The organism is Escherichia sp. HH26CH, from assembly GCF_009820205.1.
GTDB classification, from domain to species: Bacteria; Pseudomonadota; Gammaproteobacteria; order Enterobacterales; family Enterobacteriaceae; genus Escherichia; species Escherichia coli_F.
In genome coordinates this window covers 42,680-63,979 of record NZ_VNXM01000053.1, presented here as the reverse complement: position 1 = coordinate 63,979, position 21,300 = coordinate 42,680, and the positions used below count along the sequence as shown (strand labels likewise).

Below are 21,300 nucleotides of genomic sequence, written 5' to 3'. Positions count from 1 at the left end.
CCTGTCTTTTTATTACACAAATCATTCAAATTTTTAATGCTTTATTTGCCATTTCTCCTGAATTACGAAAACATTCGCAACACTCGATGTACCCATAACGATAACCGGTAACACCGGAAAGCATGCAAACACAACACGAGGATTTATGGCAGATAACAAACCAGAGCTACAGCGTGGGCTGGAAGCTCGACATATCGAACTCATTGCCCTGGGGGGCACCATTGGCGTCGGCCTGTTTATGGGGGCCGCCAGTACCCTGAAATGGGCCGGGCCATCCGTATTGTTGGCCTATATCATCGCCGGGCTGTTCGTCTTTTTCATCATGCGTTCAATGGGCGAAATGTTGTTCCTCGAACCGGTTACCGGTTCGTTCGCCGTTTATGCGCATCGTTATATGAGCCCGTTTTTTGGCTATCTCACCGCCTGGTCTTACTGGTTTATGTGGATGGCGGTGGGGATCTCAGAAATCACCGCCATTGGCGTTTATGTCCAGTTCTGGTTCCCGGAGATGGCGCAATGGATACCGGCATTGATCGCGGTGGCGCTGGTGGCACTGGCGAATCTGGCGGCAGTGCGGTTGTACGGCGAAATCGAGTTCTGGTTCGCGATGATCAAAGTCACCACGATTATCGTGATGATTGTCATTGGCCTGGGCGTAATTTTCTTTGGTTTTGGCAATGGCGGGCAGTCGATTGGTTTTAGCAATCTCACAGAGCATGGCGGTTTCTTTGCGGGTGGCTGGAAAGGGTTCCTGACCGCATTGTGTATTGTGGTGGCGTCCTACCAGGGCGTGGAGCTGATTGGCATTACTGCCGGTGAAGCGAAGAATCCGCAGGTGACACTGCGCAGTGCCGTTGGCAAAGTGCTGTGGCGAATCCTGATTTTCTACGTAGGTGCGATTTTCGTTATTGTCACCATCTTCCCGTGGAATGAAATTGGCAGCAACGGCAGCCCGTTCGTACTGACTTTCGCCAAAATCGGCATTACCGCAGCGGCGGGTATTATCAACTTTGTGGTACTGACGGCTGCGCTCTCTGGCTGTAACAGCGGCATGTACAGTTGTGGACGTATGCTCTACGCACTGGCGAAAAACCGTCAGTTACCGGCGGCAATGGCGAAAGTTTCCCGTCAAGGTGTTCCGGTTGCAGGCGTGGCGGTATCAATTGCTATTCTGTTAATTGGCTCATGCCTGAACTACATCATTCCCAATCCACAGCGTGTGTTTGTCTATGTCTACAGTGCCAGCGTGCTTCCGGGGATGGTGCCATGGTTTGTGATTTTGATTAGCCAGTTGCGTTTTCGTCGAGCGCACAAAGCGGCGATTGCCAGCCATCCGTTCCGCTCAATCCTGTTCCCGTGGGCCAACTACGTAACAATGGCATTCCTGATTTGCGTTTTGATCGGCATGTACTTTAATGAAGATACGCGTATGTCGCTGTTTGTCGGCATCATCTTTATGCTGGCGGTGACGGCAATTTATAAAGTTTTTGGGCTTAATCGCCACGGTAAAGCGCATAAACTGGAGGAATAAGCAGCAAAACGCACAAACCGTAACCAAACGCGCAATTTATTTAAAAAGGGACTAGACAGAGGGGTGGGAAGTCCGTATTATCCACCCCCGCAACGGCGCTAAGCGCCCGTAGCTCAGCTGGATAGAGCGCTGCCCTCCGGAGGCAGAGGTCTCAGGTTCGAATCCTGTCGGGCGCGCCATTTAGTCCCGGCGCTTGAGCTGCGGTGGTAGTAATACCGCGTAACAAGATTTGTAGTGGTGGCTATAGCTCAGTTGGTAGAGCCCTGGATTGTGATTCCAGTTGTCGTGGGTTCGAATCCCATTAGCCACCCCATTATTAGAAGTTGTGACAATGCGAAGGTGGCGGAATTGGTAGACGCGCTAGCTTCAGGTGTTAGTGTCCTTACGGACGTGGGGGTTCAAGTCCCCCCCCTCGCACCACGACTTTAAAGAATTGAACTAAAAATTCAAAAAGCAGTATTTCGGCGAGTAGCGCAGCTTGGTAGCGCAACTGGTTTGGGACCAGTGGGTCGGAGGTTCGAATCCTCTCTCGCCGACCAATTTTGAACCCCGCTTCGGCGGGGTTTTTTGTTTTCTGTGCATTTCATCACTCTCCCTTCGCAAGAAACGCCCGTAGTCACTCATTGCTACACGGTATGATTTCGCCCTTAACGTATTGAAGGATGACTTCAGGCAAGGAGCGACCATGCTGCAACAGGTTCCAACGCGTGCTTTTCATGTGATGGCGAAACCAAGCGGTTCCGATTGTAATCTGAACTGTGACTACTGTTTTTATCTCGAAAAACAATCCCTTTACCGCGAAAAGCCAGTTGCGCATATGGATCATGACACGCTGGAAGCGTATGTCCGTCACTATATCGCTGCCAGCGAACCCCAAAACGAAGTGGCTTTTACCTGGCAGGGCGGCGAACCAACGTTACTCGGGCTGGATTTTTACCGCCGTGCCGTGGCGCTACAGGCGAAATATGGTGCTGGTAGGAAGGTAAGTAACAGCTTTCAGACTAACGGTGTGCTGCTCGATGATGAATGGTGTGCATTTCTGGCAGAAAATCATTTTCTGGTTGGGTTATCGCTGGACGGTCCGGCTGAGATCCACAATCAATATCGCGTGACCAAAGGTGGCAGACCCACGCATAAGCTGGTGATGCGTGCCCTGACGCTCCTGCAAAAACATCATGTCGACTATAACGTGCTGGTCTGTGTCAACCGCACCAGCGCGCAGCAACCGTTACAGGTTTATGATTTTTTGTGCAATGCAGGCGTGGAGTTCATCCAGTTTATTCCGGTGGTGGAGCGCCTGGCTGATGAAACAGCTGCCCGCAATGGACTGAAATTACATGCGCCTGGTGATATTCAGGGGGAACTGACAGAATGGTCGGTGCGCCCCGATGAGTTCGGTGAGTTTCTGGTGGCAATTTTTGACCACTGGATCAAACGTGACGTCGGCAAGATTTTCGTGATGAATATCGAATGGGCGTTTGCCAATTTTGTCGGTGCGCCGGGTGCGGTTTGCCATCATCAGCCGACCTGTGGACGCTCGGTGATTGTCGAACACAACGGCGACGTTTACGCCTGCGATCACTATGTTTATCCGCAATATCGACTGGGGAATATGCTTCAGCAAACAATTGCAGAAATGGTAGATTCCCCGCAGCAGCAGGTGTTTGGAGAAGATAAATTTAAGCAGTTACCGGCGCAGTGTCGCAGTTGTAACGTGTTAAAAGCATGTTGGGGAGGCTGCCCGAAACACCGCTTTATGCTCGATGCCAGCGGTAAGCCGGGGCTGAATTATTTGTGTGCCGGGTATCAGCGTTATTTCCGCTATCTACCGCCATATCTTAAAGCAATGGCTGATTTGCTGGCGCACGGTCGCCCGGCCAGCGACATTATGCAGGCGCATTTGATGGTGGTGAATAAGTAAAAAAGCAGCCATTTTGTGGCCGCCTGCGGTTGATTGCCGGATGCGATGCTGACGCATCTTATCCGGCCTACAGGACGCTGCAATTTATTGAATTTGCAAGGCTTGTAGGCCGGATAAGGCGTTCACGCCGCATCCGGCAAGGTCAGTGTGGCCCGATGTAGCGATAGCGCCGGCTTAATCAGATTTAATCTGCGCGCGTGGTGGATATTTTTTCAGGATCTCCATATACGCATGCATTTCGGTCTGTAGCGGTACACCCATTGGGATATGGCGCACGCCGATAGAGTCGCTTTCCTGCGGATCGGTGTACAGGTTAAACACCGACGATCCCGCCGTTTGCATTACTGTGCCGGTGAATCCACCCTGATACCCGCTCTGGGTATACGCGTACGGTTGCTGGATCAGGACGTGATACTTGAACTCATCCATACGCACAGCAGAAAGTTTGCCGTTGAGGAAGTAGTGCTCGGCCTTACGGTTAGACTGACCATTTGTTCCCAGGAAGAAAGATGTCTGGTCCACACCATCAATAAAGGTGGTTTTCGGCACTAAATTCGCCATTTTCGCTCCAGGATGTCCTGCCAGATCCAGCGCCGTAGGGAAGAGATCCGCCAGATCGACAATACCGTCAGATTTACGCGGTTGGATCATGCCTTTCCAGTAAACGAAGGTTGGCACACGAACGCCGCCTTCCCATGTAGAACCTTTCGCACCGCGGAACGGCGTGCGACCGTGCGGCGGAACTTCAGCTTCCGGACCGTTATCAGAGGTGAACACAATCAGCGTGTTATCAAGCTGACCGTTTTTCTCCAGCGCTTTATACAAGTTGGCGAAGATATCGTTCATCTCCACCATGCAGTCGCCGTAAGAGGTGCGCGCCGGAGAGCTACCCGCATATTTGGCGTTCGGGTAGTTATCGAAGTGACAGCCGCGAGTGCCGTAATAGAGGAAGAAAGGCTTATCGCTCTTCGCCATCTTGTCGAGGAACTTAACGCCATATTCCATCCAGCGTTGATCCAGATCTTCCATATATTTCGGCGTAATGTCGGCAATGGCTTCCTGTTCACCGCCGCGCACGGCATGAACGTCATCTTTGCTGAACGGCAGTTTTTGGATGTATTCAGAACGATCCGGGCTCAGGGCGACTTCCGGGTTGACGTGAACGTCGCGCCATTCGGTGTACATATCAGACACCGAGTTAAAGCCGCGGAAATCATCAAAGCCAACGTTCTGCGGCTGCGACTCTTTGTTTTCCCCCATATGCCATTTCCCGATGGCCTGAGTGACGTAGCCCTGATCGTGCAGCAACTGCGGCAGAGTGGTTAACCCTTGCAGACCGCCCGGTTGCCCGTACATTGGCGGCATCAGAATGCCGTGGTGGATGGAGTATTGTCCGGTAAGAATCGTGGCGCGGGTTGGGGAAGAACTCGGTTGAGAATACGCCGAAGTTAAAATCAGCCCCTGGCTGGCAACGGCGTCGATATCTGGCGTAGGGTTACCCACCGCCACGCCGCCGCCGTTAAAGCCGACGTCCATCCAGCCCACATCATCCAGCAAGAAAACAACCACGTTCGGTTTCTTGCCGGTTTTTTTCTCAAGTTCTGCCAGCTTCTGCTGGGTTTCTTTGTCCTGTGCCGGATGCTGCATTACCGGCATCATGTTGTCGGCAATAGTGGTCGCCGGTTTAACCAGATACTGGTTTGGGTGATCGTATCCGGCAAAGCCTTTGCGTGCGGTGGCGGTTGACGGGGTATCTGCTGCGCTGGCCATGAGTGGAAGAGCGGCGGCGACAGCCACAACAAGAAGTTTGGGTGAAAACGAAAATTCCATGCAAAATGCTCCGGTTTCATGTCGTCAAAATGATGACGTAATTAAGCATTGATAATTGAGATCCCTCTCCCTGACAGGATGATTGCATAAATAATAGTGATAAAAATAAATTATTTATTTATACAGATAATGAATTGGAAAATCAGGAGAGCGTTTTCAATCCTACCTCTGGCGCAGGTGATATGTAAGGCGGTGATGTTATATCGCGTTGATTATTGATGCTGTTTTTAGTTTTAACGGCAATTAATATATATGTTATTAATTGAATGACTTTTATTATTCATTATATATATGTGTAGAATCGTGCGCAGGAGAAATATTCACTCAGGAAGTTATTACTCAGGAAGCAAAGAGGATTACAGAATTATCTCATAACAAGTGTTAAGGGATGTTATTTCCCGGTTCTCTGTGGCATAATAAACGAGTAGATGCTCATTCCATCTCTTATGTTCGCCTTAGTGCCTCATAAACTCCGGAATGACGCAGAGCCGTTTACGGTGCTTATCGTCCACTGACAGATGTCGCTTATGCCTCATCAGACACCATGGACACAACGTTGAGTGAAGCACCCACTTGTTGTCATACAGACCTGTTTTAACGCCTGCTCCGTAATAAGAGCAGGCGTTTTTTTATATATCAGAAAGGCCCCGGAGGTGCTTGCCTCCGGGTGAGAAAGAGCTACTGTGGCGGGTTGTTCTGCAACGTTAACATCAAGCCATCGCGACGCATCGCTGCGGCTTCTTCCGGCTTGTGCAGTCTGTCCAGCGCGTCGGCAAGCCATGCGTAATCGTAGGCGTCCGGACGTTGTTTCAGCGCCGCGCGGAAGGCGAGCGATGCTTCCTGCCATTCGCCGTGCTTCATCAGCGACTGACCCAGTGTGCTCCACAACAACGGGCGATCGCCCACGTTTTTGATCTGTTGGCGCAGCACTTTTTCCAGCTGTTCCGGGTTATTGGTTTTCAGACGCGGGATCGGCAGCAGCAGGCGATCGTCATACTGGCGTTTCAGGCCGTCGATGATAATTTGCTGGGCAGTATCATGATCGTCACATTCAATAAGATGTTCCGCCATTGCCACCTGTAACGCCACCTGATGACGCGTTTTCCGGCTTTGGTTTTTCCACCAGTTACGCAAACCTTCGCTACCGTTATCGGCACGCGCCTGATCCATCAGGCCAATCCATGCCTGTTGTTCCAGCATTGCACGATGCTCTTCATCGCCAACGTGGGCTTTTGCCATTGATGGGATGATATCCAGCAGCGAACTCCATGCACCAGTGCGGATATACGCCTGTTCCGCCAGACGTAATACTTCCGGATGGCGTGGCGTAACTTCCAGCAGCTTATCAACGCCGTGACGTGCTGCATGGTTTTCATTACGGGCCAGTTGCAGACGTACACGGGTGATTTCTACCGGAATTGTGTCGTTGCCGGCCAGCTCCGCTGCGCGTTCCAGATGTTGGTTGGCGCGTGCTTCATCACCGCGTTGTTGCGCGGCTTCGGCAGCCAGCAGATAGTTCACCACCGGTTGTTCAGCGTGATCGGCATTTTTAGCCATCAGTTTTTCAACTTGCTGATAATCACCTTCAGCCAGTTTCAGTAGCGCCTGTTCGGTCTGCTTACGGGCACGGCGACGCTTACGTCCGACAAACCACCCACGGGTGTGTGCGCCGGTGCGGAAGATCCGCCGCAGTAGCCACTCAATGGCAAACAGCACTACCATCGCCAGAATCAAAATGATCGCCAGGCCCGTGACGCTGGTTTCGATATTGTAGGTATCGGTCTGGATCAGCACGTAACCCTGATGACCGGCAATCATCGGGCCGACCACGATCCCCGCAATCAGCAACACAAAGAGCAATAACACTTTTAGCATGGTTATTCTCCTTGCGGCGCGGCTGCCGGAGTATCGACTTGTGGAGCAGGAGTCGGTTCCGTTGCTGGAGCAGCAGGTTGTGCCAGCAGGTTACGTACGCGCGTTTGCATCAGTTTTTCCAGAATTGCCTGGCTTTGCAAGGTTTCCGGCACATCCATTGAGATATTCTGCTGACTTAACTGATCCACCTCATCAAGGAACGCTTTGGTGGTGGCATCATCAGTATCGTAATACGCCCGCACCCAGGTGGAGACGTTCTCCAGCGCCTGGCGGTAAGTCTCTTCCTGATGACGCGGTACGGCTTGTGCCGCGACCAGCAGGCGGGAGCGAATATTTTCGCGCAGATAGATATCCTGATTCGGTGCTAACAGTGGTACGGCGGTGTCATCACGACGGCGAATCGTAATGAAGTTGTCCATAAAGTTCTGCCAGCTTTTTTGTAGATTGATACGCCATTCGCTGAGGGAACTGGAAAGCTCTTCACCGTCGGAATCCATCGGTGAACCATCGCTGTCATTATCGGCCAGACGCAGGTTATCTACCTGATTAGAAAGCTGGTTCAGCTTAAGGATGATGCCGTCATAATCCACCTGCGATACCGCAGAAAGGCTGGCGATATCATCGGTAATTGCCCGACGAACGGTAATCAGACTCGGGTCATTCATATCCGCCAGGCTGGCATCTGCACTTTTCAGCAACGCTGCAGCGGTCGTGACGTCCTGATCGCTCCACAGCTTCCTTCCGGCGAGTTTCACCAGGAAATCAGCCTGGGCCAGCAGCCAGGTTTTAGCATCGCTGCCGGAAATAGTCGCGACCTTTTGTTGGACTTCATCCAGCTGTTTTGCCAGCGTTTCTTGCTGACGATTCGCCTGTTCAAGCTGCGTAGCTTGTTGCTTGATAATGCCTTCCAGCTCGGCTTTTTGGCTCTCCTGGGCTTTTTGCAGTGCCGTAAGTTGGTTAGCCAGGGCATCGCTGGTGGCAGTCTGATTGACGGCCTGTTGTTTACCCCAGCCATACAAACCGACGCCCGCCGCCAGAGCAATAGCGATAGCCACCGCGCTGAGAATCAATGCGGTATTGTTCTTACTCTTTTTTTCTGTTGCGACAGGTTGTGACGTGGTGTCCACGGCCTCCCTGGTCTCTTCAACCACGGCGGAGGTTTTTTCTTGTTCCGTCATTATGGCTTCCTGTTATGAGAGTTATTGTAATGCCCGTAAAAGCGCATCGTTGTCAGCGTTATCGGCGACCTTAATGTCTTGCCAGCCCAGTTCCCGGGCGAGTTTCGCCAGACGCTCACTGACGACTAAAAGTCGACAGCGTAGTAACCAGTGCTCACGATACCATTGTGGGATCAGCGACCAGAGTTGCTGTAACATTTCACCGCTGGTAACAACGACTGTCGTCACCTCGCGGGATTGCCAGCGCATCGCTTCTTCTGCACCATCGTAATGGATTGCGCATCGTTGATAACATTCACAAAAAGTGACTTCAGCGCCGCGCGCCGTCAGGGTATCCCCAATCAGCTCACGACCGCCATTGCCACGTAATATCAACGCACGTTTGCCCGCAATATTTTGTAATTCAGGTAATTGTAGCAAGACTTCGCTGATTTCCCGATCCTGCGGGTAGAGAATCTTCTGTCCGCTTACGGTATGTAGCGCCAGTGCGGTGGTGCGTCCAATGGCGAAATAATCAGGTAGTCGGGGCCATTTACGATCTTGCTGATGCAGCTGTGATTGGGCAAAAGCAACCGCGTGTTGCGAGAGGGCAAACAACAGATCCCTCTCCCCCAGCGCTGCCAGTTGATCGGCAAGTTGCGGTAATTGTCGACCCGGAGAAAACTCAATCAGCGGAAAATGCCAGGCCACCTGCCCCAGTGTGCGCAGACGGCTCACTAACTCTTCTCCTGCGGGAGACGGGCGGGTGACCAGGATACTCATGCCGGGGCGTCTCCGTTATAAACTTCAGCGAGGATCTCGCGTGCGCCGTTATTCAGTAGCTCCTCTGCCAGCGAAATCCCCATTTGTTCGGCATCTTGCGGTGCACCGCGGCGTTCACCGCGAATAATCTGCGAACCGTCCGGCGCGCCGACCAGCGCACGCAGCCAGATTTCGCCATCAATAAGCTCGGCGTAGCTACCAATTGGCACCTGACATCCGCCTTCGAGACGGGTATTCATGGCGCGTTCTGCGGTAACGCGCAGTGCAGTTTCGTGGTGATTGAGTGCGGCAAGCAGCTCGCGAGTGCGTGTATCATCAAGGCGGCATTCAATACCTACCGCACCTTGCCCTACTGCCGGAAGAGAAATCTCGGGTGGCAGTGCGGCGCGAATGCGTGACTCCAGACCTAAACGTTTTAGTCCGGCTACGGCAAGAATGATGGCATCGTATTCGCCGTTATCCAGTTTGCTCAGGCGAGTGCCGACGTTGCCGCGCAGGGAGCGGATAATCAGGTCCGGGCGGCGTTCAGCCAGTTGGCACTGGCGACGTAAACTGGACGTCCCGACGATACTGCCTGCCGGTAACGCATCCAGACTGTCATAGTTATTGGACACAAAGGCATCGCGAGGATCTTCACGCTCGCAAATGGTGACCAGCCCCAGACCTTGCGGGAATTCAACCGGCACATCTTTCATTGAATGTACGGCGATATCGGCGCGATTCTCCAGGAGCGCGACTTCCAGCTCTTTTACAAATAAGCCTTTTCCGCCTACTTTCGCCAGCGGCGTATCAAGAATCACATCGCCGCGCGTCACCATCGGTACCAGTTCAACGACCAGGCCCGGATGGCTCGCCATCAACTTGTCTTTGACATAGTGTGCCTGCCAGAGTGCAAGTGGGCTTTGGCGTGTGGCAATTCTTAAAACATTGTCTAACATGCTTGTTACCGTCATTATCATCCGTGGTCCATCCTAACATCCTTGCCAGAGCGATGTCAGTGTTGTGGTGAAACGTAGACGCCTGCGCAAACCGTAAAATGAGGTCTGGCAGTGGATCCTGACAGGCGTTTCACGCCGTCGTAATAAGGAATTTACAGAGAATAAACGGTGCTACACTTGTATGTAGCGCATCTTTCTTTACGGTCAATCAGCAAGGTGTTAAATTGATCACGTTTTAGACCATTTTTTCGTCGTGAAACTAAAAAAACCAGGCGCGAAAAGTGGTAACGGTTACCTTTGACATACGAAATATCCCGAATGCCGCGTGTTACCGTTGATGTTGGCGGAATCACAGTCATGACGGGTAGCAAATCAGGCGATACGTCTTGTACCTCTATATTGAGACTCTGAAACAGAGACTGGATGCCATAAATCAATTGCGCGTGGATCGCGCGCTTGCTGCTATGGGGCCTGCATTCCAACAGGTCTACAGTCTACTGCCGACATTGTTGCACTATCACCATCCGCTAATGCCGGGTTACCTTGATGGTAACGTTCCCAAAGGCATTTGCCTTTACACGCCTGATGAAACTCAACGCCACTACCTGAACGAGCTTGAACTGTATCGTGGAATGTCAGTACAGGATCCGCCGAAAGGTGAGCTTCCAATTACTGGTGTATACACCATGGGCAGCACCTCGTCCGTAGGGCAAAGTTGTTCCTCTGACCTGGATATCTGGGTCTGTCATCAATCCTGGCTTGATAGCGAAGAGCGCCAGTTACTACAACGTAAATGCAGCCTGCTGGAAAGCTGGGCCGCCTCGCTGGGCGTGGAAGTTAGCTTCTTCCTGATTGATGAAAATCGCTTCCGTCATAATGAAAGCGGCAGCCTGGGGGGCGAAGATTGTGGCTCCACCCAGCATATACTGCTGCTTGACGAATTTTATCGCACTGCCGTGCGTCTCGCGGGTAAGCGTATTCTGTGGAATATGGTGCCGTGTGACGAAGAAGAGCATTACGACGACTATGTGATGACGCTTTACGCGCAGGGCGTGCTTACTCCTAATGAATGGCTGGATCTCGGCGGCTTAAGCTCACTTTCTGCCGAAGAGTACTTTGGTGCCAGCCTTTGGCAGCTCTATAAGAGTATCGATTCCCCATACAAAGCGGTGCTGAAAACACTGCTGCTGGAAGCCTATTCCTGGGAATACCCGAACCCACGTCTGCTGGCGAAAGATATCAAACAGCGTTTGCACGACGGCGAGATTGTATCGTTTGGTCTCGATCCGTACTGCATGATGCTGGAGCGTGTTACTGAATACCTGACGGCGATTGAAGATTTCACCCGTCTGGATTTAGTGCGTCGCTGCTTCTATTTAAAAGTGTGCGAAAAACTCAGCCGTGAACGCGCCTGTGTAGGCTGGCGTCGTGAAGTGCTAACCCAGTTAGTGAAAGAGTGGGAATGGGACGATGCTCGTCTGGCAATGCTCGATAACCGCGCTAACTGGAAGATTGATCAGGTGCGCGAGGCGCACAACGAACTGCTCGATGCAATGATGCAGAGCTACCGCAATCTGATCCGCTTTGCGCGTCGCAATAACCTTAGCGTCTCTGCCAGTCCGCAGGATATCGGCGTGCTGACGCGTAAACTGTATGCCGCGTTTGAAGCATTGCCAGGTAAAGTGACGCTGGTAAATCCGCAGATTTCACCCGATCTCTCGGAACCGAATCTGACCTTTATTTATGTGCCGCCGGGCCGGGCTAACCGTTCAGGTTGGTATCTGTATAACCGCGCGCCAAATATTGAGTCGATCATCAGCCATCAGCCGCTGGAATATAACCGTTACCTGAATAAACTGGTGGCGTGGGCATGGTTTAACGGCCTGCTGACCTCGCGCACCCGCTTGTATATTAAAGGCAACGGCATTGTCGATTTGCCTAAGTTGCAGGAGATGGTCGCCGATGTGTCGCACCATTTCCCGCTGCGCCTGCCTGCACCGACGCCAAAAGCGCTCTACAGCCCGTGTGAGATTCGCCATCTGGCGATTATCGTTAACCTGGAATATGACCCGACAGCTGCGTTCCGCAATCAGGTGGTGCATTTTGATTTCCGTAAGCTGGATGTCTTCAGCTTTGGCGAGAATCAAAATTGCCTGGTAGGTAGCGTGGACCTGCTGTACCGCAACTCGTGGAACGAAGTGCGTACGCTGCACTTCAACGGCGAGCAGTCGATGATCGAAGCCCTGAAAACTATTCTCGGCAAAATGCATCAGGACGCCGCACCGCCAGATAGCGTGGAAGTCTTCTGCTACAGCCAGCATCTGCGCGGCTTAATCCGTACTCGCGTGCAGCAACTGGTTTCTGAGTGCATTGAACTGCGTCTTTCCAGCACCCGCCAGGAAACCGGGCGCTTCAAGGCGCTGCGCGTTTCTGGTCAAACCTGGGGCTTATTCTTCGAACGCCTGAATGTATCGGTACAGAAACTGGAAAATGCCATCGAGTTTTATGGCGCTATTTCGCATAACAAACTGCACGGCCTGTCAGTGCAGGTTGAAACCAATCACGTCAAATTACCGGCGGTGGTGGACGGCTTTGCCAGCGAAGGGATCATCCAGTTCTTCTTCGAAGAAACGCAAGACGAGAATGGCTTTAATATCTACATTCTCGACGAAAGCAACCGGGTTGAGGTATATCACCACTGCGAAGGCAGCAAAGAGGAACTGGTGCGTGACGTCAGTCGCTTCTACTCGTCTTCGCACGACCGTTTCACCTACGGCTCAAGCTTCATCAACTTCAACCTGCCGCAGTTCTATCAAATTGTGAAGGTTGATGGTCGTGAACAGGTGATTCCGTTCCGCACCAAATCTATCGGCAACATGCCGCCTGCCAATCAGGATCACGACACGCCGCTATTACAGCAGTATTTTTCGTGATGAGCGTGCCGGAAAGCGAGGCTTATCCGGCATGCAATCTTAGCGGAAACTGACTGTTTCACCCGCTTGCTGCGTTGCCGCCTGTTCCAGCAAATCCCAGAAGGTTTCGCCGCTACGGTCGCAAATCCATTCATCGCCTTTCAGATCAAAATGGTAGCCGCCCTGTTTGGTTGCCAGCCACACCTGGTGCAGCGGTTCCTGACGGTTGATAATGATTTTGCTGCCATTTTCAAAGGTAATGGTCAGCACACCGCCGTTGATTTCGCAGTCGATATCGCTGTCGCCATCCCAGTCATCCAGACGCTCTTCAATGGTCAGCCAGAGTTGATCAGCCAGGCGATGAAATTCACTGTCGTTCATTGTTGTTTCCTGTTTTTAGGTGATGGCGGCAGTATAGCGGCATGGTGTCAGGGCTTCAAAGTTTACCCGTCTGCTGCTGCGTTCCGGCACGATTCCTCCGTCACCGGAATAATAATGTCGCTATTATGAATTTCACGGACATTCTTTTCTCTGACGTATGTTTTCGCTGGGCAGGGGGAGGGTGTGCGATAAAGCTGATCGTCAATCCAGGTGTAGACATAGCTATCGTCATAAGCAAAGCGCTCCGTTGCTATCAGCGCACCGCTGCTGGTGAATACCTGCACATCCTGTTTTTGTCGGGTACTTTGCAGAAAGTAATGACGCTCCTTGCCCGTATTTATCGGTTTATTTTTGATGGGCAAAGATGACTCCAACTCTATGATTTCGAGCCGATCTTCTCCAAAATGCGAGCGCCTGACGACGTAGAGTTGGTTTTTGTACTGTGCAATACGTTCGGTAATCAGATGAAACTTTTTTGGATCAATGCCTTCCAGGTAATGCCACTCACTCCATTGCAGGTCGGGTGAAAGCGCTTTTCGCCAGCCTACTCCCGATTTATTTACGATAAATGAAGATTCATTGTCCCCATCTTCGTATGCCTTGGCGGGTTTTAAAGAGGATGTGTGCTTGATGCCAGTGGGAGTAAATGAGCCATCTTTCATTATCTCACCATCCAACTGGCTAAGGCTGACGTTCAGCCAGTCGTCTTTAGCGGCTTTGATACGTGCCGCTTTGGGATATTGCGTAGGGTAACGCCAAAGCTGCGCACCATCGAATGCATAAACGTAACGATCGTCGCGAGCAAACCATTTTTTGTAATGCGGGTTATTGCCACGGTGTGCATCTGCTTCATTCGGCACACGGTAGTCCAGCAGTATCAGTGGGCCAACGGATTCAAACACCTGTAAACCGTCTTTCTCATGTCCGTCCCAATTTGTTGATCGGGTGAGTAAATAGCCATGATGCCTTCCGGCATTAAAACGTTTATTGATGATCAGATTCGGGTTATCCAGGGTGATGATCTCCAACTGATTTTCACCGAAGGGGGTCTTACTGATTGCATACAACTTGTCCTGATACTGCGCCACGATGTCACTGATCGGGTGAAACTGCTCCGGGTCGAGACTGGGTAATTCTTCCTGCTCACAATCTGGCCCCTTGCGCCAGAACACCTTTTTTTCTAACAGCGTAAAGTTGTCACATTGCCGGGATATATCTTCATTCCTTGCCAAACGAACCTGATCAATGACTTTACGATGCTCGCCGTGTTTATCACGCCAGCTAAACAGGGTGCCGGGCATCCAGCGAACGACAGAAAAATTGTCCGGATCTGCATCCAGTTGCTCTCCATTGATCAGCAACTTTGTTCGTGTGCGGGTAAGCATATCCCACGGGCCAAAGGGGTAGGCAATGCAGGGAAAAAACGTTGAAGCGAATTTCCCTTGTTGACCCCAGGATTTTTGCGCGATCACGGAAAAACTCTCTGGGTTATCAAAACGGTGCCCATCGATATAAAGAAAATGCGCGTCACGTAGCACCAATCCCAGCCGATCAGGCATCCAACGGCTACCTAATCCTACTTTGCGCAGCGTTTTTTCATCGACGCGTTGCTTGCCGCCATTTTCATCTGTCCGTTGGCCTTTGTAATAAATGCTGTTTTTATCGACGGCAAAATCGCCCCATGAATGGAACGAGGCTACATCGACCGGTGGATAACCAGATGGATTTTGTACAATCTTGCCCGCATAAATAACAAAACGGCCATCGCTAAAGTAAGCATAATTTGGATACCAGGCCCATGCGCCCTGATCAATATAATCGGTGGTAAGGTCGTTTAACGGCGGTTCTTTTTCCCCATCGTCCAGGGTGTCAGGAACAATGAATAAATCAGGTAAACGACGCAGTCGCTGGTAATTTACTTCCGGTAACGAAAGATTTGTCTCTTCATTAGGGCGCAGGTATACCACGCCTTTTCCCTGTTTCTGGTAAATATTATGATCAGGTTCACCGAGCGAGCATCCCCACGCTGACGGAACTAAAAAAGACAACAAACAAACCACATTGCGATAGTGCATAAAGCCATCCTGGCGCGAGGTGCCGATCACGAAACTACCAGCAAAACATAAATCCTCACGTGTAAGCGTTATACTCGCAGCAATTCCTCATTTTTCAGACTTCATAAAGAGTCGCTAAACGCTTGCTTTTACGTCTTCTCCTGCGATGATAGAAAGCAGAAAGCGATGAACTTTACAGGCAATCCATAATGAAAAACGTGTTTAAGGCACTCACTGTATTACTTACTCTCTTCAGCCTGACGGGCTGCGGTCTGAAAGGTCCGCTCTATTTCCCGCCTGCAGATAAAAACGCACCGCCACCGACCAAACCGGTAGAGACGCAAACGCAATCCACGGTGCCGGATAAAAACGATCGCGCCACTGGCGATGGTCCATCCCAGGTGAATTACTAAAAGTCAGTTTCTGTACCCGCGTGATTGGAGTAAATGATGCAGTTCTCGAAAATGCATGGCCTTGGCAACGATTTTATGGTCGTCGACGCGGTAACGCAGAATGTCTTTTTTTCACCAGAACTGATTCGTCGCCTGGCGGATCGGCACCTGGGGATAGGGTTTGACCAACTGCTGGTGGTTGAGCCACCGTATGATCCGGAACTGGATTTTCACTATCGCATTTTCAATGCTGATGGCAGTGAAGTGGCGCAGTGCGGCAACGGCGCACGCTGCTTTGCCCGTTTTGTGCGTCTGAAAGGGCTGACCAATAAGCGCGATATCCGCGTCAGCACTGCCAACGGGCGGATGGTTCTGACCGTCACCGATGACGATCTGGTGCGCGTCAATATGGGCGAACCCAACTTCGAACCTTCTGCCGTGCCATTTCGCGCTAACAAAGCGGAAAAGACCTATATTATGCGCGCCGCCGAGCAGACAATCTTATGCGGCGTGGTGTCGATGGGAAATCCGCATTGCGTGATTCAGGTTGATGATGTCGATACTGCGGCGGTAGAAACGCTTGGTCCTGTTCTGGAAAGCCACGAACGTTTTCCGGAGCGCGCCAATATCGGTTTTATGCAAGTGGTTAAACGCGAACATATTCGTTTACGCGTTTATGAGCGTGGGGCAGGAGAAACCCAGGCCTGCGGCAGCGGCGCGTGTGCGGCGGTGGCGGTAGGGATTCAGCAAGGTTTGCTGGCCGAAGAAGTACGCGTGGAACTCCCCGGCGGTCGTCTTGATATCGCCTGGAAAGGTCCGGGTCACCCGTTATATATGACGGGGCCGGCGGTACATGTCTACGACGGATTTATTCATCTATGAAGCAACCAGGGGAAGAACTACAGGAAACACTCACGGAGCTAGATGACCGGGCGGTTGTCGATTATCTGATTAAAAATCCTGAGTTTTTTATCCGCAATGCGCGCGCAGTAGAAGCGATACGTGTGCCGCATCCGGTACGCGGCACCGTTTCGTTGGTCGAGTGGCACATGGCCCGCGCACGTCATCATATTCATGTTCTGGAAGAGAACATGGCGCTGTTGATGGAACAGGCTATCGCCAACGAAGGCTTGTTCTATCGCTTACTTTACCTGCAGCGTAGTCTCACCGCCGCCAGCAGTCTCGACGATATGCTGATGCGTTTTCACCGCTGGGCACGCGATCTCGGCCTGGCAGGTGCGAGTCTGCGCCTGTTTCCGGATCGCTGGCGCTTAGGTGCGCCGTCGAACCACACTCATCTCGCATTAAGCCGTCAGTCTTTCGAACCGCTGCGTATTCAGCGTCTGGGGCAGGAACAGCACTATCTTGGGCCGCTTAACGGACCGGAGCTGCTGGTGGTGCTACCGGAAGCGAAAGCGGTGGGATCGGTGGCGATGTCGATGCTGGGAAGCGATGCTGATTTGGGTGTCGTGCTGTTCACCAGCCGCGATGCCAGTCACTATCAACAAGGGCAGGGAACGCAGTTACTTCATGAAATTGCGCTGATGTTGCCGGAGCTTCTGGAGCGTTGGATTGAACGCGTATGACCGATTTACACACCGATGTAGAACGCTACCTACGTTATCTGAGCGTGGAGCGTCAGCTTAGCCCGATAACCCTGCTTAACTACCAGCGCCAACTTGAGGCGATCATCAATTTTGCCAGCGAAAACGGCCTGCAAAGCTGGCAGCAATGTGATGTGACGATGGTGCGTAATTTTGCTGTACGCAGTCGCCGTAAAGGGCTGGGCGCGGCAAGCCTCGCATTACGCCTCTCTGCGCTACGTAGCTTTTTTGACTGGCTGGTCAGCCAGAACGAACTCAAAGCTAACCCGGCGAAAGGTGTTTCGGCACCGAAAGCGCCGCGTCATCTGCCGAAAAATATCGACGTCGATGATATAAATCGGCTGCTGGATATTGATATCAACGATCCCCTCGCCGTGCGCGATCGGGCAATGCTGGAAGTAATGTACGGTGCGGGTCTGCGTCTTTCCGAACTGGTGGGGCTCGATATCAAACACCTCGACCTGGAGTCCGGCGAAGTGTGGGTGATGGGGAAAGGCAGCAAAGAGCGCCGCCTGCCGATTGGTCGTAACGCCGTGGCGTGGATTGAGCACTGGCTTGATTTGCGCGACCTGTTTGGTAGCGAAGACGACGCGCTTTTCCTGTCGAAACTGGGCAAGCGTATCTCCGCGCGTAATGTACAGAAACGCTTTGCCGAATGGGGCATAAAACAAGGGCTGAATAATCACGTTCACCCGCATAAATTACGTCACTCGTTCGCTACGCATATGCTGGAGTCGAGCGGTGATCTTCGTGGTGTACAGGAGCTGCTGGGTCATGCCAACCTTTCTACCACGCAAATCTATACTCATCTTGATTTTCAACACCTTGCCTCGGTGTACGATGCGGCGCATCCACGCGCCAAACGGGGGAAATAATGCGTTTTTACCGGCCTTTGGGGCGCATCTCGGCGCTCACCTTTGACCTGGATGATACCCTTTACGATAACCGTCCGGTGATTTTGCGCACTGAGCAGGAGGCGCTTACCTTTGTGCAAAATTACCATCCGGCGCTGCGCAGCTTCCAGAATGAAGATCTGCAACGTCTGCGTCAGGCGGTACGGGAAGCGGAACCCGAGATTTATCATGATGTGACGCGCTGGCGTTTTCGCTCAATAGAACAAGCGATGCTCGACGCCGGGCTGAGCGCAGAAGAAGCCAGTGCAGGCGCACACGCGGCAATGATCAACTTTGCCAAATGGCGTAGCCGGATCGACGTTCCGCAGCAAACGCACGACACCTTAAAACAGCTGGCGAAGAAATGGCCGCTGGTGGCGATCACCAACGGTAACGCCCAGCCGGAGCTGTTTGGTTTGGGGGATTATTTTGAGTTTGTGCTGCGTGCTGGCCCGCACGGGCGCTCAAAACCGTTCAGCGATATGTACTTCCTGGCGGCGGAAAAACTCAACGTGCCGATCAGCGAGATCTTACATGTCGGGGACGATCTCACCACTGACGTGGGTGGGGCAATTCGCAGCGGAATGCAGGCCTGTTGGATCAGACCGGAAAATGGCGATCTGATGCAAACCTGGGACAGCCGTTTACTCCCGCATCTGGAAATTTCCCGGTTGGCATCTCTGACCTCGCTGATATAATCAGCAAATCTGTATATATACCCAGCTTTTTGGCGGAGGGCGTTGCGCTTCTCCGCCCAACCTATTTTTACGCGGCGGTGCCAATGGACGTTTCTTACCTGCTCGACAGCCTTAATGACAAACAGCGCGAAGCGGTGGCCGCGCCACGCAGCAACCTTCTGGTGCTGGCGGGCGCGGGCAGTGGTAAGACGCGCGTACTGGTGCATCGTATCGCCTGGCTGATGAGCGTGGAAAACTGCTCGCCGTACTCGATTATGGCGGTGACATTTACCAACAAAGCGGCGGCGGAAATGCGCCATCGTATCGGGCAACTGATGGGTACCAGCCAGGGCGGTATGTGGGTCGGCACTTTCCACGGGCTGGCACACCGTCTGCTGCGTGCGCACCATATGGACGCCAACCTGCCGCAGGATTTCCAGATCCTCGACAGCGAAGACCAGCTGCGCCTGCTTAAGCGTCTGATCAAAGCCATGAACCTCGACGAGAAGCAGTGGCCGCCGCGCCAGGCAATGTGGTACATCAACAGCCAGAAAGATGAAGGGCTGCGTCCGCATCATATTCAAAGCTACGGTAATCCGGTGGAGCAGACCTGGCAGAAGGTGTACCAGGCGTATCAGGAAGCGTGCGACCGCGCGGGCCTGGTAGACTTCGCTGAACTACTGCTACGCGCCCACGAACTGTGGCTTAACAAGCCGCATATCCTGCAACACTACCGCGAACGTTTTACCAATATCCTGGTGGACGAATTCCAGGATACCAACAACATTCAGTATGCGTGGATCCGCCTGCTGGCGGGCGATACTGGCAAAGTGATGATCGTTGGCGATGACGACCAGTCAATCTACGGCTGGCGCGGGGCGCAGGTGGAGAATATTCAGCGTTTCCTCAATGATTTCCCCGGTGCCGAAACTATCCGTCTGGAGCAAAACTACCGCTCCACTAGCAATATCCTGAGCGCGGCGAACGCCCTGATTGAAAACAACAACGGGCGTTTGGGTAAAAAGTTGTGGACCGATGGCGCGGACGGTGAGCCGATTTCCCTCTATTGCGCTTTTAACGAACTCGACGAAGCGCGTTTTGTTGTTAACCGCATCAAGACCTGGCAGGACAACGGCGGGGCGCTCGCCGAGTGCGCCATTCTCTATCGTAGCAATGCCCAGTCGCGTGTACTGGAAGAGGCGTTATTACAAGCCAGTATGCCGTACCGTATTTATGGCGGGATGCGCTTCTTCGAACGCCAGGAAATCAAAGATGCGCTCTCGTATCTGCGCCTGATTGCCAACCGTAACGACGACGCGGCCTTTGAGCGCGTGGTGAATACGCCAACGCGGGGTATTGGTGACCGGACGCTGGACGTGGTACGTCAGACATCGCGCGATCGCCAGTTAACACTCTGGCAGGCATGTCGTGAACTGTTGCAGGAAAAAGCCCTCGCCGGACGTGCTGCCAGCGCTTTGCAACGGTTTATGGAACTGATCGACGCCTTAGCGCAAGAAACTGCCGATATGCCGCTGCATGTACAGACTGATCGGGTAATTAAAGACTCCGGACTGCGCACCATGTACGAGCAAGAGAAGGGCGAAAAAGGCCAGACGCGTATCGAAAACTTAGAGGAACTGGTGACGGCAACGCGCCAGTTCAGCTACAACGAAGAAGACGAAGATTTAATGCCGCTGCAGGCGTTCCTCTCCCATGCGGCACTGGAAGCAGGTGAAGGGCAGGCGGATACCTGGCAGGATGCGGTACAGCTGATGACGCTACACTCGGCGAAAGGTCTGGAATTCCCGCAGGTGTTTATTGTCGGTATGGAAGAGGGGATTTTCCCAAGTCAGATGTCGCTGGATGAAGGCGGGCGTCTGGAAGAAGAACGCCGTCTGGCCTACGTTGGCGTAACCCGCGCGATGCAGAAACTGACGCTGACCTACGCGGAAACCCGCCGTCTGTATGGCAAAGAGGTTTACCATCGCCCGTCGCGCTTTATTGGTGAGCTGCCGGAAGAGTGTGTGGAAGAGGTGCGCCTGCGCGCTACGGTAAGCCGTCCTGTCAGCCATCAGCGGATGGGTACGCCGATGGTCGAGAACGACAGCGGTTACAAACTCGGCCAGCGCGTACGGCACGCCAAGTTTGGTGAAGGGACTATCGTCAATATGGAAGGCAGCGGTGAACATAGCCGTTTGCAGGTGGCATTCCAGGGCCAGGGTATTAAATGGCTGGTGGCGGCTTACGCCCGGCTGGAGACGGTATAACGTTGCCGGATGCGGTGCTGCGCACCTTATCCGGCCTACAAAATCATGTAGATTCAATAAATTGCAATGTCATGTAGGCCGGGTA

16 protein-coding genes and 4 tRNA genes are annotated in these 21,300 nt (G+C 52.5%); 13 read left to right on the top strand and 7 right to left on the bottom strand.

Annotation, left to right across the window (positions count from 1 at the left end; all coding sequences use genetic code 11):
- Window positions 1–145 precede the first annotated feature (145 nt).
- The 6 genes from thrP to FQ015_RS17290 all read left to right on the top strand — a co-directional run bounded on the left by thrP (window position 146) and on the right by FQ015_RS17290 (window position 3,452).
- Window positions 146–1,531, top strand: a complete 1,386-nt coding sequence (gene thrP / locus FQ015_RS17315) for a bifunctional threonine/serine APC transporter ThrP (protein WP_000774737.1) — start codon at window positions 146–148, stop codon at window positions 1,529–1,531.
- Between the two features lie 102 nt (window positions 1,532–1,633).
- A tRNA-Arg gene (locus tag FQ015_RS17310) sits at window positions 1,634–1,710 on the top strand.
- 58 nt (window positions 1,711–1,768) lie between these two features.
- Window positions 1,769–1,844, top strand: a tRNA-His gene (locus FQ015_RS17305).
- Window positions 1,845–1,864: 20 nt separating this feature from the next.
- Window positions 1,865–1,951: transfer RNA gene (locus FQ015_RS17300), tRNA-Leu, on the top strand.
- 42 nt (window positions 1,952–1,993) lie between these two features.
- Window positions 1,994–2,070 (top strand) — tRNA-Pro (locus FQ015_RS17295).
- Between the two features lie 146 nt (window positions 2,071–2,216).
- The gene (locus tag FQ015_RS17290; protein ID WP_160524313.1) at window positions 2,217–3,452 is read left to right on the top strand and encodes an anaerobic sulfatase maturase; all 1,236 of its coding nucleotides are present in this window, start codon (window positions 2,217–2,219) and stop codon (window positions 3,450–3,452) included.
- A gap of 174 nt (window positions 3,453–3,626) precedes the next feature.
- Here FQ015_RS17290 and aslA read toward each other — a convergent pair whose 3' ends face one another.
- The 5 genes from aslA to hemC all read right to left on the bottom strand — a co-directional run bounded on the left by aslA (window position 3,627) and on the right by hemC (window position 10,035).
- Window positions 3,627–5,282: an arylsulfatase AslA gene (aslA, locus tag FQ015_RS17285; protein WP_160524312.1), complete on the bottom strand. Its 1,656-nt coding sequence runs from the start codon at window positions 5,280–5,282 to the stop codon at window positions 3,627–3,629.
- A gap of 678 nt (window positions 5,283–5,960) precedes the next feature.
- Complete coding sequence (hemY, locus tag FQ015_RS17280; RefSeq protein ID WP_000921814.1) at window positions 5,961–7,157, bottom strand: protoheme IX biogenesis protein HemY; 1,197 nt, start codon at window positions 7,155–7,157, stop codon at window positions 5,961–5,963.
- Between the two features lie 2 nt (window positions 7,158–7,159).
- Window positions 7,160–8,335, bottom strand: coding sequence for a uroporphyrinogen-III C-methyltransferase (gene hemX / locus FQ015_RS17275; protein ID WP_160524311.1), 1,176 nt, complete (start codon window positions 8,333–8,335; stop codon window positions 7,160–7,162).
- A gap of 21 nt (window positions 8,336–8,356) precedes the next feature.
- Entirely contained in the window at window positions 8,357–9,097 is a 741-nt protein-coding gene (hemD, locus tag FQ015_RS17270) for a uroporphyrinogen-III synthase (RefSeq protein ID WP_032185560.1), read from the bottom strand.
- Complete coding sequence (gene hemC / locus FQ015_RS17265) at window positions 9,094–10,035, bottom strand: hydroxymethylbilane synthase (RefSeq protein ID WP_001303155.1); 942 nt, start codon at window positions 10,033–10,035, stop codon at window positions 9,094–9,096. Before hemC ends, hemD begins: the two co-directional genes overlap by 4 nt.
- Window positions 10,036–10,421: 386 nt before the next feature.
- Here hemC and cyaA point away from each other — a divergent pair, with 386 nt between their 5' ends.
- Window positions 10,422–12,968: a class I adenylate cyclase gene (gene cyaA / locus FQ015_RS17260; RefSeq protein WP_000281696.1), complete on the top strand. Its 2,547-nt coding sequence runs from the start codon at window positions 10,422–10,424 to the stop codon at window positions 12,966–12,968.
- Between the two features lie 39 nt (window positions 12,969–13,007).
- Here cyaA and cyaY read toward each other — a convergent pair whose 3' ends face one another.
- Together cyaY and FQ015_RS17250 are read right to left on the bottom strand one after the other, a co-directional pair.
- Window positions 13,008–13,328, bottom strand: a complete 321-nt coding sequence (cyaY, locus tag FQ015_RS17255) for an iron donor protein CyaY (protein WP_000999947.1) — start codon at window positions 13,326–13,328, stop codon at window positions 13,008–13,010.
- A 62-nt stretch (window positions 13,329–13,390) separates the two neighbouring features.
- The gene (locus tag FQ015_RS17250) at window positions 13,391–15,403 is read right to left on the bottom strand and encodes a hypothetical protein (RefSeq protein ID WP_010365389.1); all 2,013 of its coding nucleotides are present in this window, start codon (window positions 15,401–15,403) and stop codon (window positions 13,391–13,393) included.
- 188 nt (window positions 15,404–15,591) lie between these two features.
- Here FQ015_RS17250 and lptM point away from each other — a divergent pair, with 188 nt between their 5' ends.
- From lptM to uvrD, 6 genes are all read left to right on the top strand, one after another.
- Window positions 15,592–15,795 carry an LPS translocon maturation chaperone LptM gene (gene lptM / locus FQ015_RS17245; RefSeq protein ID WP_000799889.1) on the top strand — a complete coding sequence of 68 codons (204 nt, stop codon included), beginning with the start codon at window positions 15,592–15,594 and terminating at the stop codon, window positions 15,793–15,795.
- A 36-nt stretch (window positions 15,796–15,831) separates the two neighbouring features.
- Window positions 15,832–16,656, top strand: a complete 825-nt coding sequence (dapF, locus tag FQ015_RS17240) for a diaminopimelate epimerase (protein WP_001160648.1) — start codon at window positions 15,832–15,834, stop codon at window positions 16,654–16,656.
- A complete protein-coding gene (locus FQ015_RS17235; RefSeq protein WP_000812785.1) occupies window positions 16,653–17,360 on the top strand; it encodes a DUF484 domain-containing protein in 708 nt (235 codons plus the stop codon). Before dapF ends, FQ015_RS17235 begins: the two co-directional genes overlap by 4 nt.
- Complete coding sequence (gene xerC / locus FQ015_RS17230) at window positions 17,357–18,253, top strand: tyrosine recombinase XerC (RefSeq protein WP_000130687.1); 897 nt, start codon at window positions 17,357–17,359, stop codon at window positions 18,251–18,253. Before FQ015_RS17235 ends, xerC begins: the two co-directional genes overlap by 4 nt.
- Window positions 18,253–18,969: a 5-amino-6-(5-phospho-D-ribitylamino)uracil phosphatase YigB gene (gene yigB / locus FQ015_RS17225; RefSeq protein ID WP_001213568.1), complete on the top strand. Its 717-nt coding sequence runs from the start codon at window positions 18,253–18,255 to the stop codon at window positions 18,967–18,969. The genes xerC and yigB overlap by 1 nt, the downstream gene beginning before the upstream one ends.
- A gap of 83 nt (window positions 18,970–19,052) precedes the next feature.
- Entirely contained in the window at window positions 19,053–21,215 is a 2,163-nt protein-coding gene (gene uvrD / locus FQ015_RS17220; protein WP_039020288.1) for a DNA helicase II, read from the top strand.
- Window positions 21,216–21,300 lie beyond the last annotated feature (85 nt).

Excerpts from the sequence above, each read along its gene's own strand:
- yigB (WP_001213568.1), top strand. The coding sequence starts at position 18,253 with ATGCGTTTTTACCGGCCTTTGGGGCGCATCTCGGCGCTCACCTTTGAC.
- FQ015_RS17290 (WP_160524313.1), top strand. The coding sequence starts at position 2,217 with ATGCTGCAACAGGTTCCAACGCGTGCTTTTCATGTGATGGCGAAACCA.
- hemD (WP_032185560.1), bottom strand. The coding sequence starts at position 9,097 with ATGAGTATCCTGGTCACCCGCCCGTCTCCCGCAGGAGAAGAGTTAGTG.
- hemC (WP_001303155.1), bottom strand. The coding sequence starts at position 10,035 with ATGTTAGACAATGTTTTAAGAATTGCCACACGCCAAAGCCCACTTGCA.
- xerC (WP_000130687.1), top strand. The coding sequence starts at position 17,357 with ATGACCGATTTACACACCGATGTAGAACGCTACCTACGTTATCTGAGC.
- hemY (WP_000921814.1), bottom strand. The coding sequence starts at position 7,157 with ATGCTAAAAGTGTTATTGCTCTTTGTGTTGCTGATTGCGGGGATCGTG.
- hemX (WP_160524311.1), bottom strand. The coding sequence starts at position 8,335 with ATGACGGAACAAGAAAAAACCTCCGCCGTGGTTGAAGAGACCAGGGAG.
- uvrD (WP_039020288.1), top strand. The coding sequence starts at position 19,053 with ATGGACGTTTCTTACCTGCTCGACAGCCTTAATGACAAACAGCGCGAA.
- cyaY (WP_000999947.1), bottom strand. The coding sequence starts at position 13,328 with ATGAACGACAGTGAATTTCATCGCCTGGCTGATCAACTCTGGCTGACC.
- FQ015_RS17235 (WP_000812785.1), top strand. The coding sequence starts at position 16,653 with ATGAAGCAACCAGGGGAAGAACTACAGGAAACACTCACGGAGCTAGAT.
- FQ015_RS17250 (WP_010365389.1), bottom strand. The coding sequence starts at position 15,403 with ATGCACTATCGCAATGTGGTTTGTTTGTTGTCTTTTTTAGTTCCGTCA.
- lptM (WP_000799889.1), top strand. The coding sequence starts at position 15,592 with ATGAAAAACGTGTTTAAGGCACTCACTGTATTACTTACTCTCTTCAGC.
- thrP (WP_000774737.1), top strand. The coding sequence starts at position 146 with ATGGCAGATAACAAACCAGAGCTACAGCGTGGGCTGGAAGCTCGACAT.
- aslA (WP_160524312.1), bottom strand. The coding sequence starts at position 5,282 with ATGGAATTTTCGTTTTCACCCAAACTTCTTGTTGTGGCTGTCGCCGCC.
- dapF (WP_001160648.1), top strand. The coding sequence starts at position 15,832 with ATGCAGTTCTCGAAAATGCATGGCCTTGGCAACGATTTTATGGTCGTC.